Source organism: Bombilactobacillus folatiphilus (assembly GCF_023380265.1).
Taxonomy (GTDB): domain Bacteria; phylum Bacillota; class Bacilli; order Lactobacillales; family Lactobacillaceae; genus Bombilactobacillus; species Bombilactobacillus folatiphilus.
In genome coordinates this window covers 61,044-78,000 of sequence record NZ_CP093366.1, presented here as the reverse complement: position 1 = coordinate 78,000, position 16,957 = coordinate 61,044, and the positions used below count along the sequence as shown (strand labels likewise).

Below are 16,957 nucleotides of genomic sequence, written 5' to 3'. Positions count from 1 at the left end.
AATTTTATCAATCACTAATTTTTAACTGCACCGTACTTTGACCTTGATCATTTGCGTGCACCACTAATTGATTCGGAATTTGCTCCTTCAACAAAGCCACATGACTAATAATGCCAATTACCTGGTGACCCGTTTGGATTTGTTCCAGAGCGCGCAAGGCTATCAAAAGTGACTCCTGATCTAATGAACCAAAACCTTCATCAATGAACAAAGCCTCAATTTGCACACCGCCAGCCTGTTCCTGAATCACTTCGCCCAACGCCAAAGCCAAGCTCAACGCTGCCAAAAAGCTTTCGCCGCCAGACAAAGTGTGCACACTGCGTACCTCACCCACATTATCATCATAAACATCAATTTCTAAGCCTGTGTCTTTTTGATAAGTACCTTGAGCTTGATGCAACAGCATGTAATACCGCCCTGAGCTGAACTGTTGGAGATGTTGGTTTGCCACTTCTAAAATATCAACTAATTGTGCCCGCAAGACAAACCGTTCCAAACTCAACTTGGCAGCACTTTTGCCAGCCATCGTTTCTGCCAAAATCTGTAATTGATCTTCTTGATCCTGCCGATCGGTTAATTCCTGTTGAGTTTGTCGCAACTGCTGCAATAGTGCATCATTATTGAGCACCTGATGATAAAATTGTTCTGTGGCAGCCGCATCTGCATCCCACTGCAACTGCAATTCTACTAATTGTTGGTGCTCCGCGGTTACATCAAATTGGCGCTGAGATCCAATCAATTGTTGATAAACTTGAATTTGCGTCGCTACCGTCTGACATCGCTGCTCATAATCACTGACGGCTTGCTGAAGATGGGTTAATTGCGGCAATTGTGCTGTCAATTGGTCAAAACGCTGTTGCGAATTTTCTCCAAAATAAGCTTGCACTTGTGCTGTCAATTGCTGCGTGTTCGCTTGCAAAGTTTGACTAATTTGGGCTAATTGTTGCTGAACTAATTCCGCTTGTGCATTCAAAGCAGCTTGTTGTTGGTGATCTCGTTGTAATTGCTGTTGATTTTTGGTTAGTTGCTCAGAAAAATCTTGAACTTGTTGCGCTAATTGTGTAATGGCTTGATCCACTGCGGCTAAGTCTGAATATTTCCCGGGTAATTGTTGGGCTAACATCGTCTGTTGTCCTGACAATTGTTGATAAACGCGTTGTGCACTTTGATGTTTAGTTTGCCATTGTGTCAGCGTTTCATTCAAATTTTGCAGACGTCTTTTTGTCTGTGCCACGGTTTGCTGTTGATGTTGCACTTTTTGCACTCGTACTGTCAATTGTTGTAAATGATCTTGCTGTTGCGCCAAAATGGGCGCCACTGGCTCGGCTAAATCATCAGCATCAATTGATATTGCTAATTGCTGACATAATTCTTGACAAGTGACTTGAATTTGAACAATTGCTTGTTGCTGCACTTCCAGCTGTGATTGTTGGGCTTGTATTTGCGTTTGCAAACGAACCAACGCTTCTTGGCTGGTCGTTAATTGTTTATCCGCCAATTTGACAGCGGAAGCCGTGACAGCTTTGGGCGCATTCGTATTAGGAACTGGATGGTCTAAACTGCCACACACGGGACAAGGCTGGTCGGGACTCAATTGGGCCGCCAAAGTCGCAATTTGATTTTGCAGCCATTGATCTTTTAACGCGCGCTGGTGGTTTTGACATTGAGCTACAACTTGTTGTTGATACACGAATTGGTCTTGCAAATGTTGCTGCTGGTGCTCTAATTCTTGTTCAATTTGCTGGTGATGTTGCCATTCGTGCAACTGTTGGACTAAATTTTGGGTCCATTGTTGTTGCTGCAACAAATCAGGTAACGTTTGCACTGCATTCAAAGCTTGTTGATATGTCGTTTGGACTTGCTCGACCTGTGCTTTGGTTTGTTGTAAATTTTGGTACGCCTGTTCGACTTGTTGGTGTGCCTCAGTTAATTGATCCTGTAATTGCTGATATTGAACATAAGATTTACGCTGCGCGTTCAAAGTCGCAAGTTGCGCTTGGCGGTGACGATCTTGCGGTGTTTTTTGAATTAAATCTTGCTGGGTCGCCTTTGCTGACGCCAATTGTTGCTGGAGTTGCGCTTGGCGGTGCACAAAAGTAGTCTGTTGGGTCGTCACGGCTTGTTGCTGCTGCTGTAAAGTCTGGATTTGTTGAACGGCAGCTTGTCGATCTTTCACCCAAGTTAACTGCTGAATTTGGTGCTTTACTTGTTCAAAATTGTCCTGTTGTTGCTGAAGAGACTGTTGTGTTTGGTGAAGTTGTGCTAATTGCTCAATTTGGTTATTAATTTTTTGATGTTCTGACAGTGCTTGTTGCCGTTGCTGGAGCTGTGCTTGGCGGTCACGTTGTTGCGCTTGGCGATGCGTTAATTTAGCATGCTGTTGCTGTTGCTGCTGTTCTAAGTCGGCAATTTGTTGAACGGCAGACAAGGCCTTGGATACAGGGGTCGTGACCCAATGAATTTTGGTCAAATCAGTTGTTAAAGTTTGATGAAGCTGTTTGCTCTGTCGCTGTTGATCTTTGAGTTGATCATTCAATATTTGCGTCCACTTTTGATATAATTGCGTTCGAAAAATTTTGCGAAGCACTTGTTCTTTATCCACGCTTGACGCCATCAAAAAGCGGCGAAAGGCACCTTGCGGCAATAAAACGATTTGAATAAATTGTTGCCTGGACAACTGCAACACATCTAATAATTTTAAATTAATATCCTTGAGTTTGGTCAATTCATCAACTTGCTGTGCATCTTTAAAAATCTTTAAGCGCCCGCGACTTTCATATTCCTTATCACCAACTCCCCGCTTTTTGGCTAATATTTGCTTCGGCAAACGTATCACCTGATAAATTTTCCCACGATGCTCAAAGGTTAATTGGACCGAAGTTGCTGCTTGCGATGACGCAAAATCTGAACGCAAACTTTCCGGCGGTCGATCATCACTGGTCGTGGACCCGTATAAGGCAAAAGTCAACGCTTCAAAAATCGTGGTTTTGCCACTGCCCGTTTTGCCCGTAATTAAAAATAAGCCGTTTTGCTGCAAACGCTCAAAATCCACCGTTTCATTCACATATGGACCAAAATTTTGCAAAATCAGTTTCATTGGTCGCATTACTGCACCTCTTTTTGTGCTAATTGCAAAGCTTGCGTTGCCCATTGTTGTTGCTGCTTCGTTAACGGAACTTGTGCCACTTGCTCATAAAAGTCTGTTAATAAATCCATCGGATCCTGTTGCTGCAATTGCCGTACATCAGACTTCGCACTATCGGGCAACTGCAATTTAGTTTGGCGTTCTACGGTGAGTAATTTAGGATAAATCGTCCGCAAACGTGATAACAAATTCGGAATAATTTGCCGGTCTGTTAACGTAATCCCAAAATAATTATTCAAATCTTGCTTTTGATAATAGCTTTCATCGGTTAAAGTCTGAAAGCTTTGTGTCAAATGAATTACGTCGTGCAACAGCTTCAGCGGATAAAATTGTAGCCAAAAGGGCTCCGTATCTACAATCCACACCCCTTTTTGCTGAGTCGTTTCTGACAACGAAAACTTAATCGGCGAACCACTGTAACGAGCATTGGGTAACTGCAGCGCATCTTTACCATGTAAATGGCCTAAGGCAACATAATCAAAATCAGCTAATAAATCGCTGGGGATCGCTGCCAAACCACCCACCGTCAACGGCGTTTCTGACGTCGTCTGACTACTGCCTGCCACAAAAAAATGGGCCACTAATACATGCTTTTTGGCCGGATCAAAGACCTGTTTCATTTTTTGGAAAACTGGTACAATCGCCTGTTGTAGCGTTTGGAGCTGCTCATCATGAAAATATTGTCGAGCCGCAAAAGGTTCAAAATATGGCAACAAAAATATTTGTGTGTCCGTCAATTCCACGGGCGTAAATGCCTGTGCCAATTGTGTCGCTACATATAAGTGGGTTTGCTGATACCAAGACGCTCCTGTCGCCAAGCGCGTCGCACTATCATGATTGCCGGCAATCACGTATAACGGCAAGTGATCTACCAAATTTAACTGCTTAAATTGTTGATTCAACATCCGCACAGATTGTTCAGCAGGCAAAGAACGATCGTACAAATCGCCGGCCACAATCACACCGTCAACTTGTTGCGCCAAAGCAATTTGTTCAATTTGGGAAAATGCGTCAGCTTGTTCGGCCTGCAAGTCAAAACCATGCAACCGCCGACCCAAATGCCAATCAGACGTGTGTAAAAATCGCATGCTCAATCTCCTTCGTCACTTTTTCTTTAATTGTACACTGTCAAAAAAATAATCGCTGCTTCTTAAGCAACGATTATTAATTTAATCAAAATGTAAAGCTAAATCTTGGGCTTCAAATAAGCGTTTTTGACACAGCCAATTGCTTAATAAACCCAAACCGACGGGCAAAATAATATACAAAAAAATTACCAACAAACAATTTAAGGGAGTCACGGATAGCTGCTCTAAGACCACGCTGGGACCAACTAATCCTGAAAAACCAAAGCCGGCACTAGTTGTGGTACCTTGAATTTTTAAAATTGCTCCCAAGCCGCCCATCAATCCTGAATTCACAATAACCGGCAATAAAATTTTGGGATGTGCCACTAAATTGGGCATCTGCATTTTTGGTGAACCCAAAAAGTGCGCTAAGGAGGTGCCAATCGAATTAACTCGCCAACCGTAAATTGCTAACGCAAAGGCAGCTGCGGTAATACCCAAATTAGCGCTACCTGCGGCCACACCATGGATTCCGATTGCAGTCGCAATTCCGACCGACGAAATCGGTGAGACAATCAATAACGCAAACACAATGCCAATGACTGCCCCCATGACAATCGGCTGCAAAGTCATCAGATGTTCCACGCCAATCCCAATCTCCGTCGTGATTTGACCGACATATGGCAACAAGAACAACCCTATGCCGCCAGCAACTAAAGTGACAAGCAATGGCACCAATAAAATTGTATAAGCTTTGAGTTTTTTACCCAAAACTAAAACCAACAGATATGCAATCATAATCGTCAACGCTACATTAATCACGTCGCCACTTCCTTTGAGCACCAACTGTTGATTTTTCACAGTGATATTTCCAGCGGCACCCATAGCTGCCAAAGTGATTGAAGCTGTTTGAATCGAAGTCAATTTGGCTGTCATTCCCACACAAACAGCACACGCCACAGGCAACAAAGCCGTCGCAATATTTGTTAAAAACGTGATCGTATTCCCTACATCGGGCCACAGCGGCATGAGCGCTTTAATTACTAAATTCATTAATACCGCGGGAATCAAAGCCACTACCACGCCCACGGACACGCCGTTCAAGGTATCCCACGCAACTTTTTTTATTATTTGACCAATTTTCATTTGTTCCACCTCGCACCAACTAAAAAAGCCTGCATCCAATATGCAGGCTAACAAACAACTCATCAATACTGGTCCTGCACAATTTTTAATCACCATTAAAAGATCTGCACAGTCCCAATCTAGAAAATTTGAGAACTTAAGATCATGAATTAAAGTATAAATAATAATAGGCAATCTTCTTTGCAAGATATTGATTATACTTAGTCTTCATCATTTGAAATTCTCCCTTCTTGTAAAAATTATCATAACTGATTTTCTAATAAAAAGCAAAGTCTTTTTAAGAATTATTTAGCAATTCTTAATCTAGTAGTTAACAAATGATCTTCATTGCGTCCCCAATTTATTTGTAATAAGGTATTATCTAAAATTTACTGCAGACTTCATTCAGGAGGAAATCTTATTTTGAGTTATCTTTATTTAGTTGTGGCCGTGATCGGCGAAATTTTGGGTACTTCCTTGTTGAAAGCTTCAAATGGTTTCACCCAATTATTCGCCACACTTGGCGCGTTACTTTCATATGGTATTTGCTTTTACTTCTTGTCACTATCCTTGAAGACGATCAACTTAAGTGTCGCCTACGCCTTGTGGTCCGGCATTGGCATTGTGGCCACCACCGCGATTAGTTACTTTATCTGGAAAGAAAATCTCAATTTCATGACCATCATTGGCTTAGTTTTGATTTTATTAGGTATCGTTCTCGTCAATCTTTTTAGTAATCATTAGTCAAATTGTTTCACGTGAAACGTTTCAGTCGTTACCGGCAAGCTCAACAGATAACAATTTTATCACAATAAACTGTTGGTGAGGCTCCAATTAATAGTTGCATTGTACGCTCTCTTTTCTGGTGTCGTAGTCAGCGTCCGCAAATCCAGCATCGGTCCATTTACTTGTTGATCTTGACTGTTCCACCAGTCTTTGGAAATATCCGTTGTCACCGACTCCCCCAAAGCAGCTCCTTTGGAATCTGCAGCTTCATTGAACTTGCGGATCACAGTTGGCTCCGTCGTAATTGGCGTAGAATCATACTTTAGGTTTCCTGCCCAAAATCCAGTTTCTTCATAGCTGACAAAGTTAACGTTCCTAAATTATAAGGCACATTAACCGCCTTGACATCAGGATCACCATCTTTGTCAAAAGTTACAGATGACGGTAACTGACTGTAATTCAATTGGTAATGACAATGTTTGGTCCAAACATCCTTAGGAAAATATTTGGAATCTATCGGTTGTCCTGCTAAGCCAACAATCGTTTGATCAGGGACCTCAGAATTAATTTCTGGCAAGAGATTGCCTGCATTATCAACATAATGGAACTTCGCAAGTCCGTTTTGTTGTACCGCAAAAGTTGCTATCGGAGATATTTTAGGATTTTCGGTACTACCTTGTGAGCCATTATCCACAACATACAGACCAATTTTGTGGCCTCCAGCTTGTGGCTTTGCGATCTGTGCTAGCGCGTCATTATCCGTCAAAGCCACAGTATAATTAGTTTGGTTATTATCAGGACTTTCTTTGGGGATCGACGACACCAATGGATAAAAGCCTTGATCTGGTGTCATTTGTTTAGCATCCTTCACCGACATTTGATCAGTCATCGGATCAATTACATAATAAATTTGATAACTGGGGCTATCCTCATCGGTAATCTGCCCCTTAAAAGTGATAGCTGGCAAATTCGCATCATGATAGTCATGGACTTATGCTAAACTCGTCGTAACATCATTAACACTATCAATCTTGATAGCCGGCGCATGATTTTGGAGTTCGTGTTGTCAAACATAAGTTTGCGTTTGGGGACGGCCTGTCATTAAACATGTTTCAAAACCATCCTTGGTATATGTCCCAGCTCCACCATCATAAGTTTTACCTGTCGGATGGTGAACCGTCCCATCACCAACCGCCTGCCAATCTTTGCTGAGCACTTGGTAAGTCTTGCCACCGTCTTTAAAAGTAGACGAATCGGTATGCTTATCAATATGTGGTAACTGACTAGAATAGTTATAATCATCTAAAAAAAGCTGTTTTAGGTCCTAAAGTTAACTGCCAAAGTTCTGAATGAGCAAAAATACTACTGGATCCTTGCGAATAAGATTTCACTAAATTTCCTGTATCAAAACTACTGAATAAACGGTTCATACTTGTGGGAACTTTAACCCCTGGCGAAATTATCAACCTTAGTAATATAAAAGAAATATGGTAACCAATTACCACCACTGGGACTTCGTGTATTACCATACTGATCTTGAAAAGTTTGACCAATTGCAGTTCCCAAAGTTCCTGGATTAATTGTTAAGATTCCGTTAGTTCCAATAGTCCAATCACAACTACCAAATTGCCCCGTAATTGGCGTTGCTAAGGGTAAGGCACCGTTAGTAGAGTAGCCTTGGTCGTAGGTCCAACCTGCTTGGCTGTTATTTGTGATCAGATGTTATCACCGGTTAATAAATCGCTCGTCGTTGATTGTTTAGCTGTCTTTTGCACATTCACGGGCGTGGCTCTGGTCGTAGCAGCTGATACTTTTGGTAAAGAATTGATTGGTAATAATAGTAGCAACGCTAAAATGATTGCTCTCAGTTTTTGAACCATGATTTGATAACAATTCCTTTGATTTTTGATTTTATTTTATAATTTAAACAATTTATTGACGCTTTTATACAAATATAATCATTATTATGTAAAAAACTATACAACCATTTCAATTTAGCATTATCTATTCGCTTTGACAATATACTTTTTGTTTATTTTTTAACTTGATCACCACAAAAAAAGAAAGCCGACAATTTGATCACTCAAATTTCAGCTTTCTTTTTTAATGCTTACAATCTTTATTCTTCGACCGCTTGCAATTCTTGATTATCGTCCAATTGCGATTTACCATCTAAATGCTTTTTCTGCAAGAAATCCATGCTGAAATACAATAAGATTAAGCAAACAATAATCAATGCTAATAAGATCAACATTGCCTGTCCAAAGACTTCATTGCCTAGTCCGGAAGTAATTGCTTCGCGGAAGGCATCAATCGAATAAGTCATCGGTAAATATGGATGAATCACATTATAAAAATGACTGGTTAATTGCATTGGGAAGGTTCCGCCGGAACCGCCTAATTGCAACATCAATAACACCATCGCCACAAAACGTCCCGGATTATCAAACAACATTGATAAGAGCATAATCAAGTACATTGAAGATAACGAGAAGATAATCGCCGTGGTGAAATATTGAGCCAAATTATCTGGCTGGATACCACCGATTAACATCAGTCCCGCTTCCACAATCGCCATCGCTACGGCAACAATGCCACCGACGGTGACCTTACTTAAGAACCATTGCCAAGCTGGTTTGCCCTTTTCGGCAACTTTGCGAATGGGATAAGCAAAGTTAAAGACAATTGAACCAACATATAAAGCTAATGACAAGACATATGGCGCCAAGGCATGACCATAATCGGCCACATGACTGTATTCTTTGTGCTTAACTTTGGACGGTTCCGCAATCATTTTGGTATTGCGCTTCGTTGGTTTGATACTCCCCAGTTGTTTAGCACCATCCTGCAACGATTGACTTAATTGTTGCGTGCCGCCAAGTAATTGCTGACTACCAGCAGTTAAACTTGGTCCTGTTGCATTGAGTTGTTCTGTCGCGCTGGCTAATTGACCGACCCCACTACCTAATTGCTGGCCACCAGCACTTAATTGATTAATTCCATTCATTAACGTTGGCACTGATTGATTCAATTGCGACAAGCCTGTCGCTAATTGGTTGGCACCACTCGTCAAACCAGTTTGAGTGCCCGTGCCGTTTAACGCACCTTGAATACCTTGGACACCCGAATTCAATTGCGTAATTGCCTGACTAGCACCCGGTAAAGCGACATTTGACGCTTGTGCTAACTGACTGACACTACTCTGTAATTGTCCAATTTGCCCCTGAATTTGTTGAAGCTGTGGCTGGACCTGCTGTATTTGTTGCAAGTTACCGCTAATTGCTTGCGTTGCTGTCCCTGCTGTCTGCAAATTACCAGCCACACTTTGCAAAGCCGTGGTGACGTCTTCGTTCGTACTATTTTGCGCGGCAGTTTGTTGCATCACTTGAGCGAGCACACTTTGCTGTTCTGGTGTTAATTGCGTAAGTCCTTGATTAGCTAAAGCTTGATTAACTTGCCCAACAACATCCGAACTGTTGGCGCCGGTAGTACCACCAGTTGCCTGCAAATTAGCCAATGTTTGTTGAGCTTGTGTTAAATTAGCCCCGATTGTTTGGGTTTGTGCACCGACATTACTTAAGCTCATCTGCAAATTCGTCAAACCGCCCAGTAAATTTTGACTAGCTTGTAAACTTTGATTCAATTGCTGTAAACCAGTATTAATTTGTGGCAAAGCAGCCACGACTTGTTGTAATTGAGCTTGTTGACTGCCTGAAGCACTCGCACTCACCGCATTTTGCAATTGCGTCAAGCCGTTACTTAATTGATCAGCACCAGTGGTCAACTGACCCACGCCACTGCCTAGTGGTTGCACCTGTTGCTGTAATTGAGCCAAGCCGCTAGTTAAGGGTGCCACACTAAGATTCAAACTTTGAACCCCATTATCCACTTGCGAAATCGCCGCCGTATACCGATTCAAACCATCATTCAACGCGACCGTTCCTGTATTCAATTGCGCTGCTCCGTCCCCAGCTTGTTTCATCCCATGACTGACCACGTGCAAAGCTTCAAACATCGCTTGCGCGTAAGCCTGCGTCACTGAAGAACGAATCTGCGTATTCAACTGATCGACACCCATTTTACTGACTACTTGACCAATATAATTGAGCGAACCATTAGTTTCATACTTGAGTTGCATTTGCTTAGGCTTCTTATTTAAAGCTGTCGCCGCATTTTTGGAAAAATTCCGCGGAATCGTGATGACCGTATAATATTTGCGATCTTTCAGACCTTTTTGCGCAACTTGGGGTGAAACAAAACGCCAACCTAAATCATGATTGGACTTTAATTTTTTAGTTAATTGCTTGCCAACTGCCAACTTCTTGCCTTCATACTTCACGGCTTGGTCCTGATTCACCACCGCCACGGGCAAATCACCCGTATGTCCGTAAGGATCCCAAACTGATCTTAGGAAAAAAATGGAATACAAAAAGGGGATGAACGCAATGGCTATCAACGAAATCAAGATTAAGCGATTATGCTTAATAAACTGGAATTCTTTCTTAATCATCTGACTGTGCTCTGCTCCTTATTTATTCATCAATTTCGCTCAGTTGCAAATTCAATAGCTCTTGAAATTCGAGTTGCCGTTGCTTTTTTTCTGGTGGCAAAAAACCCATCATTTCAATTGCCGTAAATCCCAAAACTGAACTAATTAATGTTTGTACATAACTTTGTGCGTGCATTTGCTTCAGATGCACACTGTCAACTAACTTATTCAACAACGCCAACACTTTGGCCGTATTTTGATAAAACTGGCTCTCACGATTGACTTTATGCACATCATAAATCAACTCCACCATCTTACCTTGGCTCTCAAAATAATCATGTGCGACTTCCGCATACTTCTTAAAAGCAGCTTTGCCAGACAAACCAACTAAGCTCTCAATGACTTGTTGATAGAGATTATCCATAAAAATGGCGCCAATTTGATTGACCAAATCGTCCAAGTTATCAAAATAGTTGTACAGTGCCTGTGATCTGATCGCCAGCATTTTAGATAAGCGTGGAAAAGACAAAGCCGTTAACCCTTCGTGGAAAATTATTCCTTGAGCTGTCTGAATAATTTGGTCTTTGGTCACTCTTTGATTACTCATCTCCACACCATCTTTCTATTTGTAACTCTAAAATTACAAGTTGTAATTTTAATACGAAATCCCCTTTTTGGCAAGTCATTGTCGTTGAATTAGTCACCGAAAGTCTTATAATTAAAAAATCTGGAGGTTTTTATGATTTTAGAACGTAATAATTTTTTAAGTATTGATCAAATTGAAACACAAATCAGCTCCGTTTTGCTCCAAGATCAAGATCTTGACTTGAACCAACTGATTCATTTATATATGTTACGGCGCTCCGCGATTAACGAAATTGGTACCAAGCTCGTGAATTTAGATGACGAATATTCTATCGCCCATCACCATAATCCGATCCATTTGATCGAAGAACGCCTCAAAAGTCCGTCCAGTTTGTTTGAAAAATTACGGCGCAAGCAGCTGCCTTTTTCACTGGCCAGTATTAACAAGAATATGCTGGATATTGCCGGCATTCGCGTAATTACCAACTATTTAGATGATATTTTACGTGTGAAAGACGTTCTTAGTAATCAAGATGACGTCAAAGTGCTCAAGACCAAAGATTACTTAAATCACCCTAAGGCAAACGGTTATCGTGGTTTTCATCTGGTGGTTAGTGTGCCCGTATTCTTGGCGAATAAAACACATAAAGATGTCCCCGTCGAAGTCCAACTACGGACCAGCGGCATGGAAATGTGGGCCAGTTTGGAACACAAATTACACTATAAAAATGAGACGAGTGCGCAAAAAGCTGACTCTTATACGCAAAAATTGGGCGACTATTCCCAACGAATCAACGATATTGAAGTTGGGATGCAACAAATTGCTAAAGATTTAGATAAATCAAAATAATTGCATCTCCAAAAAAGCCATCAAACTATCTTTAATTGGATAATTTGGTGTTTTTTTGTGTTGTTTAATCTATTTTTATCTAACAGCGTCCAGATACTTTTCGCCCCAATTCATCATCTCATGAATGATTGGATAAAAGGTGGCCCCAAAATCCGTCACGGAATATTCTGTTTTGAGTGGATAAACGGGATACACTTTTTTGGCGATGATTTCGTCCTTCTCTAATTCCAGTAATTGTTTGGCCAACATTCTTTTATTGACATACGGCAGTTTTCGTTGCAATTCAGAAAAACGTAAAACTTCTTCCTGAAATAAATGATACAAAATCACACACTTCCATTTGCCTGCCAGAAACATCATCGTATTTTGAACGGGACAACCGGGATCACAATCATAAATTTTCCGCATTTTTATTAACCTACTTATCATTATTATCTCATAATTAATTTTAGCATTTTTTAGAAAAAATTTATGGTGAATTTAAATTCACCTATTAACATTTTCAAAATCCCAGTTAAGCTATTCAATATATTAACTAAAAAGGAGCACATTATGAATAATCAAATCGCAGCTGTAGGCTTTTACCAACATTTACCGATTTCTAATCCAAACAGCTTACAAGATATTACGGTCACAACCCCAACCATGAAAGCGCATGATCTTTTAGTACAAGTCAACGCCGTTTCTGTGAATCCGGTTGATACGGGCGTGCGTGGCGGTGGCTCCGCCCAACGTCTTAAACATCCCAAAGTGCTTGGTTGGGATGCTGTCGGTCAAGTGCAGGCGGTGGGCAAAGAAGTTACTTTGTTTCAACCCGGCGATCGTGTTTGGTATGCTGGTGACTTCCAACGTTCTGGAAGTAACACACAATTGCAGGCAGTTGATGAACGAATTGTCGGAACCGCTCCTCAAAATTTGTCTGATGAACAAGCAGCTGCCGTCCCATTAGTTGGTTTAACCGCATATGAATCGTTATTTGAAAAGTTTTCGCTTCAAAAAAACGATAAAATTCTCATTATTAATGGATCCGGTGGCGTGGGTTCAATGGCGATTCAATTAGCCAAGTTGGCCGGTTTAACTGTGATTGCCACGGCTTCCAAACCTCAATCTGTTGCTTGGGTTCAAGACTTAGGCGCCGATTTTATTATTGATCATCACCAAGATTTGGTTTCACAAATGCGAGCTCTCGGTTTTCGTTATGTCGATAAAATTTTAAATTTAAATAACCTTGATGCACACTGGTCAGAAATTGCCGAACTGATCAAACCCGACGGTCAAGTGGTGGCAACAACAGAAAATCACCAATTAATTGATTTACAAAAATTAACCAAAAAAAGGGTCACTTTCAGCTGGGAGTGGATGTACAGCAAATCTTACTACCAGTTGCCATCCATGATGACTCAACATGACATTTTAAGTAAATTGGCTAAGTTATACGAAACTAAACTCTTGATTCCCATCAATAAAATCAGTTATTCACCAATCAACGCAACTAACCTGCGTCAGGCCCATCACGATATCGAATCGGGGCGAATGGTTGGCAAAGTCATATTAGCTGGATGGAAAAGATAAAAAATTAATTCAATTTTAGCTCAAACGATAATGAAATTTAAAAATGATAAACTATCAATTAATAGAGGTGATGATTTAATGAATTACGAAGCTAAATTAACAGAATTAACGCAATTAAAAGATAAAATGAATCAATATCGGCCACTCCCTCCCACAGAAGTTAAACAGTTAGAGAAAAATATTCGCATTGAGCACGTTTGGTCTTCAGCAGCCATTGAGGGAAATACGTTCAATAAATATGAAACAGCAGCAATTATTAATAGTGGTCTAGGAGCAACGATTCATGGTAAGACGATTAGGGAAACACTAGAAATTATTGATTTAAATGAAGCGTATGGTTATATGCAAGAATTAGCAACTGAAAAAAGGCCCTTGCAGACAATTGATATTCGTAATCTAAACCGTATAGCTACACTGGAAACTTTACAATCTAAAGACGAAGCTGGAAAATATCGACAAATTGATGTTTATCCATATAGTTTAGAAGATCACCCATATTTGGCACCTTATGACATTCCGCAAGCTATGGATAATCTGATTCAATGGAGTAATCAAGCTTCAGAAACTTTACACCCCGTGCAATATGCCACAGATTTACACCAAAAGTTTGTCTCAATTCACCCTTTCAGAGATGGTAATGGGCGAACGGCTAGATTATTAATGAATTTTGCATTAACCAAAAATGGTTATCCTGTGATTAATGTTAACCCGTCTAAAGAAGCTAGAAATAAGTATATGGAAGCTTTAGAAACGTCACGCTCCGATAAAAATATGAGTCCATTTAGAAATTTAATTGCGGATTATGTCAAAAGTGAATTGAATAGGAGAACAGATACACTAGAATTAGGTGAAGAAAACGAAAAAGAGGCTCAAAAAGATTTTGCGAAAAGCAAACTAGATTGGGATAAACTTTTCAGGGAATATAAAGCACAAAAAGACGGAGAGATTGATCGATGAGTAATCGTCAAAATAAAATACTAGATAAGATTTGATGAATTTTCTAACGACATTTAATTACAAGGACTCCACATAAAAGCGGTCAAAATCCTAATCTAATAGGCTTTTAACTGCTTTTTATGATATAATATAAAAGTAAGAAGTTTTATGGGCGGTAGCCGTTTGTTCTCAAGGAGGTGCTTGCGTATGAGAATACGGAAGAAACTGACGGAAAGGAAAACAGCATTACTTGAGTATTTACCAGTTATTCATGGTAATTATTTCATTTGGCAATGTAATTGTCCAAATCATTGTGATGATTTTAAATCACAAAAAGTAAATAAAAAACCGTCCTGTATAAACTTTAGCGAGTTCTAGGATGGTTTTTTAATTCTAAAATTTAGCTACCGTCTTTAAAACGGCTTGCATTAAAGCTTAGTGTTAGCGCACTAGGCTTTTTCTTTATATGAATATAATAACACAATTCGAGCCTTAGACAAGAAAAAGCCATTGTCCGTATATTTCTCAAAAATGCCCCATCATAGCTAGCTTCGACTAACTACAATGAAGCATTAATTTTACATAAACAAGTTTTATTTACCGGTAAATGAACTGAAAGTAATATGATAATACCGCCGGAACAACCAACGTAAGCCATAGGCCACGACCGCGATCAGAATTTCGGCCCAAGCTGGCAAAATTGGATTCAATACTGGTGGCAGCAAGACCGTGAATAACCAAGCCAACATCATAAACAACAGTCCGACAATAATGACGAGAATCGTTTTCCAAAATGGTTCACGCTCCTCTTTTTTTGTCATCATACGCTTATTGAGCCAACCAAAGAGCACACCCCAAATAATGGCAATAATCAAAATGGATAGAATTCCGCTTTGATTATCGCGACTTGGATTTTTGATAAACAGACTCATGATACCGTACATGACCGCAAACACGGCAATAAACAATAGGGAATTATCAACCGCCATCTGCCACATTGGTGTATTAGCAGCTGTCTGGGACGGCACCTTTCTATGCAAGGTAGCGTCTAGCTTATCAGCGACTTTACCGTAAAGTTGCCGCGCTGTAATCCCTTTGACCTGGTTTTCCAACACTTCTGGCAACAAATTATCAATGATTTCTTGCGCCTGCGAAGTCGTTTTACCGTTATTTTGTAATGCTTTATGCAATTTAAATAAGTAATCTTCATTCTTGCGGCTCAATTTTTGCCACAAAGCTGTTGCATCAGCATTGCGGATCTGTTCTTCCGTCGCTAACTGTTGTTGACGTTTAATTGTTTTTTCCTGACTTTGTGCTTGTTTTTGCTCATTTTTTTCTCTGGGATCCATACTCTCTCCTACACATTAAACCGGAATTCGATAATATCGCCATCTTGGACAACGTAATCCTTGCCTTCAAGCCTTAATTTACCAGCTTCTTTCACCGCTTGCATACTACCATGCTCATCCAAGTCCGCAAATGAAACAGCTTCAGCTTTAATAAAACCGCGTTCAAAATCCGAATGGATCACACCAGCAACTTGGGGCGCTTTCATCCCTTGCTTGAACGTCCACGCACGGGTTTCCACGCCGCCAGCGGTAAAGAAAGTTGCTAAACCTAACAGATGATAACTAGCTTGAATCAACCGATCCAAACCAGATTCGCTCACGCCTTCAGCTTCCAAGAAGACTTGACGTTCATCATCACCTAATTCCGCAATTTCTTCTTCAGTTTTCGCCGAAATACCAATAACTTCTGCATTTTCTTTTGCGGCATAGTCTTTGACAACCTGATAATATGGCGATTGTTCGGGATCGGCCATATCATCTTCGGCAATATTAGCTACATATAAAACCGGCTTTGATGTTAACAAGAATAAGCCTTTGACGATTTGCTGTTCTTCTTTGGTGAAGTCTAAGCTGCGGACAGCGCCACCTTGTTCCAACAATGGTTTAATTTTTTGTAAGACAGCTAATTCCGCAATCGCTTCTTTATCTTTGGTCCGCGCCACTTTTTCAACTTTGGCAAAGCGCTTATTCACGCTGTCTAAATCCGCAATACTCAATTCAAGATTAATTGTTTCAATATCATCTAACGGATCAATTTTGCCACTCACATGAGTGACATTATCGTCAGCAAACGCCCGCACCACGTGGACAATCGCATCAACTTGACGAATATTTTCTAAAAATTTATTACCTAAGCCTTCACCCTTGCTGGCGCCTTTGACAATGCCCGCAATATCGGTAAATTCAAAGGTCGTGTGCACAATTTTTTTGGCGGGAATCAGCTCATCAATCCGCTGTAAACGCGCATCGGGCACTTCTACCATGCCCACATTTGGATCAATAGTCGCAAACGGGTAATTCGCCATTTCGGCACCCGCTTTGGTAATCGCATTAAACAAGGTCGATTTACCCACATTAGGCAAACCCACAATTCCTGCAGTTAATGACATTTTT

16 protein-coding genes are annotated in these 16,957 nt (G+C 40.6%); 4 read left to right on the top strand and 12 right to left on the bottom strand.

What is annotated here, in order from left to right; all coding sequences use genetic code 11:
* Positions 1-7: 7 nt before the first annotated feature.
* The 3 genes from MOO45_RS00355 to MOO45_RS00345 form a co-directional block, all read right to left on the bottom strand.
* Entirely contained in the window at positions 8-3,106 is a 3,099-nt protein-coding gene (locus tag MOO45_RS00355) for an AAA family ATPase (RefSeq protein ID WP_249514455.1), read from the bottom strand.
* Positions 3,106-4,233: an exonuclease SbcCD subunit D gene (locus MOO45_RS00350; RefSeq protein ID WP_249514454.1), complete on the bottom strand. Its 1,128-nt coding sequence runs from the start codon at positions 4,231-4,233 to the stop codon at positions 3,106-3,108. Before MOO45_RS00350 ends, MOO45_RS00355 begins: the two co-directional genes overlap by 1 nt.
* 81 nt (positions 4,234-4,314) lie before the next feature.
* Positions 4,315-5,352, bottom strand: coding sequence for a PTS sugar transporter subunit IIC (locus MOO45_RS00345; RefSeq protein WP_396022417.1), 1,038 nt, complete (start codon positions 5,350-5,352; stop codon positions 4,315-4,317).
* Positions 5,353-5,760: 408 nt separating this feature from the next.
* On the opposite strand from MOO45_RS00345, the gene MOO45_RS00340 reads away from it, so the two are divergent.
* Positions 5,761-6,081, top strand: coding sequence for a DMT family transporter (locus MOO45_RS00340; protein ID WP_249514452.1), 321 nt, complete (start codon positions 5,761-5,763; stop codon positions 6,079-6,081).
* 62 nt (positions 6,082-6,143) lie between these two features.
* Here MOO45_RS00340 and MOO45_RS00335 read toward each other — a convergent pair whose 3' ends face one another.
* The 6 genes from MOO45_RS00335 to MOO45_RS00310 all read right to left on the bottom strand — a co-directional run bounded on the left by MOO45_RS00335 (position 6,144) and on the right by MOO45_RS00310 (position 11,159).
* Complete coding sequence (locus MOO45_RS00335) at positions 6,144-6,350, bottom strand: hypothetical protein (protein ID WP_249514451.1); 207 nt, start codon at positions 6,348-6,350, stop codon at positions 6,144-6,146.
* 35 nt (positions 6,351-6,385) lie between these two features.
* Positions 6,386-7,030, bottom strand: a complete 645-nt coding sequence (locus tag MOO45_RS00330; protein ID WP_249514450.1) for a hypothetical protein — start codon at positions 7,028-7,030, stop codon at positions 6,386-6,388.
* 99 nt (positions 7,031-7,129) lie between these two features.
* Positions 7,130-7,279, bottom strand: a complete 150-nt coding sequence (locus MOO45_RS00325; protein ID WP_249514449.1) for a hypothetical protein — start codon at positions 7,277-7,279, stop codon at positions 7,130-7,132.
* Positions 7,280-7,778: 499 nt separating this feature from the next.
* Positions 7,779-7,943: a hypothetical protein gene (locus MOO45_RS00320; RefSeq protein ID WP_249514448.1), complete on the bottom strand. Its 165-nt coding sequence runs from the start codon at positions 7,941-7,943 to the stop codon at positions 7,779-7,781.
* A 239-nt stretch (positions 7,944-8,182) separates the two neighbouring features.
* Entirely contained in the window at positions 8,183-10,573 is a 2,391-nt protein-coding gene (locus MOO45_RS00315; protein ID WP_249514447.1) for a YhgE/Pip domain-containing protein, read from the bottom strand.
* A 22-nt stretch (positions 10,574-10,595) separates the two neighbouring features.
* Positions 10,596-11,159, bottom strand: a complete 564-nt coding sequence (locus MOO45_RS00310) for a TetR/AcrR family transcriptional regulator (RefSeq protein ID WP_249514446.1) — start codon at positions 11,157-11,159, stop codon at positions 10,596-10,598.
* A 132-nt stretch (positions 11,160-11,291) separates the two neighbouring features.
* Here MOO45_RS00310 and MOO45_RS00305 point away from each other — a divergent pair, with 132 nt between their 5' ends.
* Positions 11,292-11,987 (top strand): GTP pyrophosphokinase, encoded by a 696-nt coding sequence (locus MOO45_RS00305; protein WP_249514445.1) that lies wholly within the window; start codon positions 11,292-11,294, stop codon positions 11,985-11,987.
* A 75-nt stretch (positions 11,988-12,062) separates the two neighbouring features.
* Here the strand turns inward: MOO45_RS00305 and MOO45_RS00300 are convergent, their stop codons facing one another.
* On the bottom strand, positions 12,063-12,395 hold the full coding sequence (locus MOO45_RS00300; protein ID WP_249514444.1) for a winged helix-turn-helix transcriptional regulator: 333 nt from the start codon (positions 12,393-12,395) through the stop codon (positions 12,063-12,065).
* A gap of 144 nt (positions 12,396-12,539) precedes the next feature.
* Here MOO45_RS00300 and MOO45_RS00295 point away from each other — a divergent pair, with 144 nt between their 5' ends.
* Positions 12,540-13,559, top strand: coding sequence for a zinc-binding alcohol dehydrogenase family protein (locus tag MOO45_RS00295; RefSeq protein WP_396022410.1), 1,020 nt, complete (start codon positions 12,540-12,542; stop codon positions 13,557-13,559).
* A 78-nt stretch (positions 13,560-13,637) separates the two neighbouring features.
* Complete coding sequence (locus MOO45_RS00290) at positions 13,638-14,516, top strand: Fic family protein (RefSeq protein WP_249514443.1); 879 nt, start codon at positions 13,638-13,640, stop codon at positions 14,514-14,516.
* Between the two features lie 572 nt (positions 14,517-15,088).
* On the opposite strand, the gene MOO45_RS00285 is transcribed toward MOO45_RS00290, so the two are convergent.
* A complete protein-coding gene (locus MOO45_RS00285; RefSeq protein ID WP_249514442.1) occupies positions 15,089-15,844 on the bottom strand; it encodes a DUF1129 family protein in 756 nt (251 codons plus the stop codon).
* An 8-nt stretch (positions 15,845-15,852) separates the two neighbouring features.
* The gene (gene ychF / locus MOO45_RS00280; protein WP_249514441.1) at positions 15,853-16,953 is read right to left on the bottom strand and encodes a redox-regulated ATPase YchF; all 1,101 of its coding nucleotides are present in this window, start codon (positions 16,951-16,953) and stop codon (positions 15,853-15,855) included.
* Positions 16,954-16,957 lie beyond the last annotated feature (4 nt).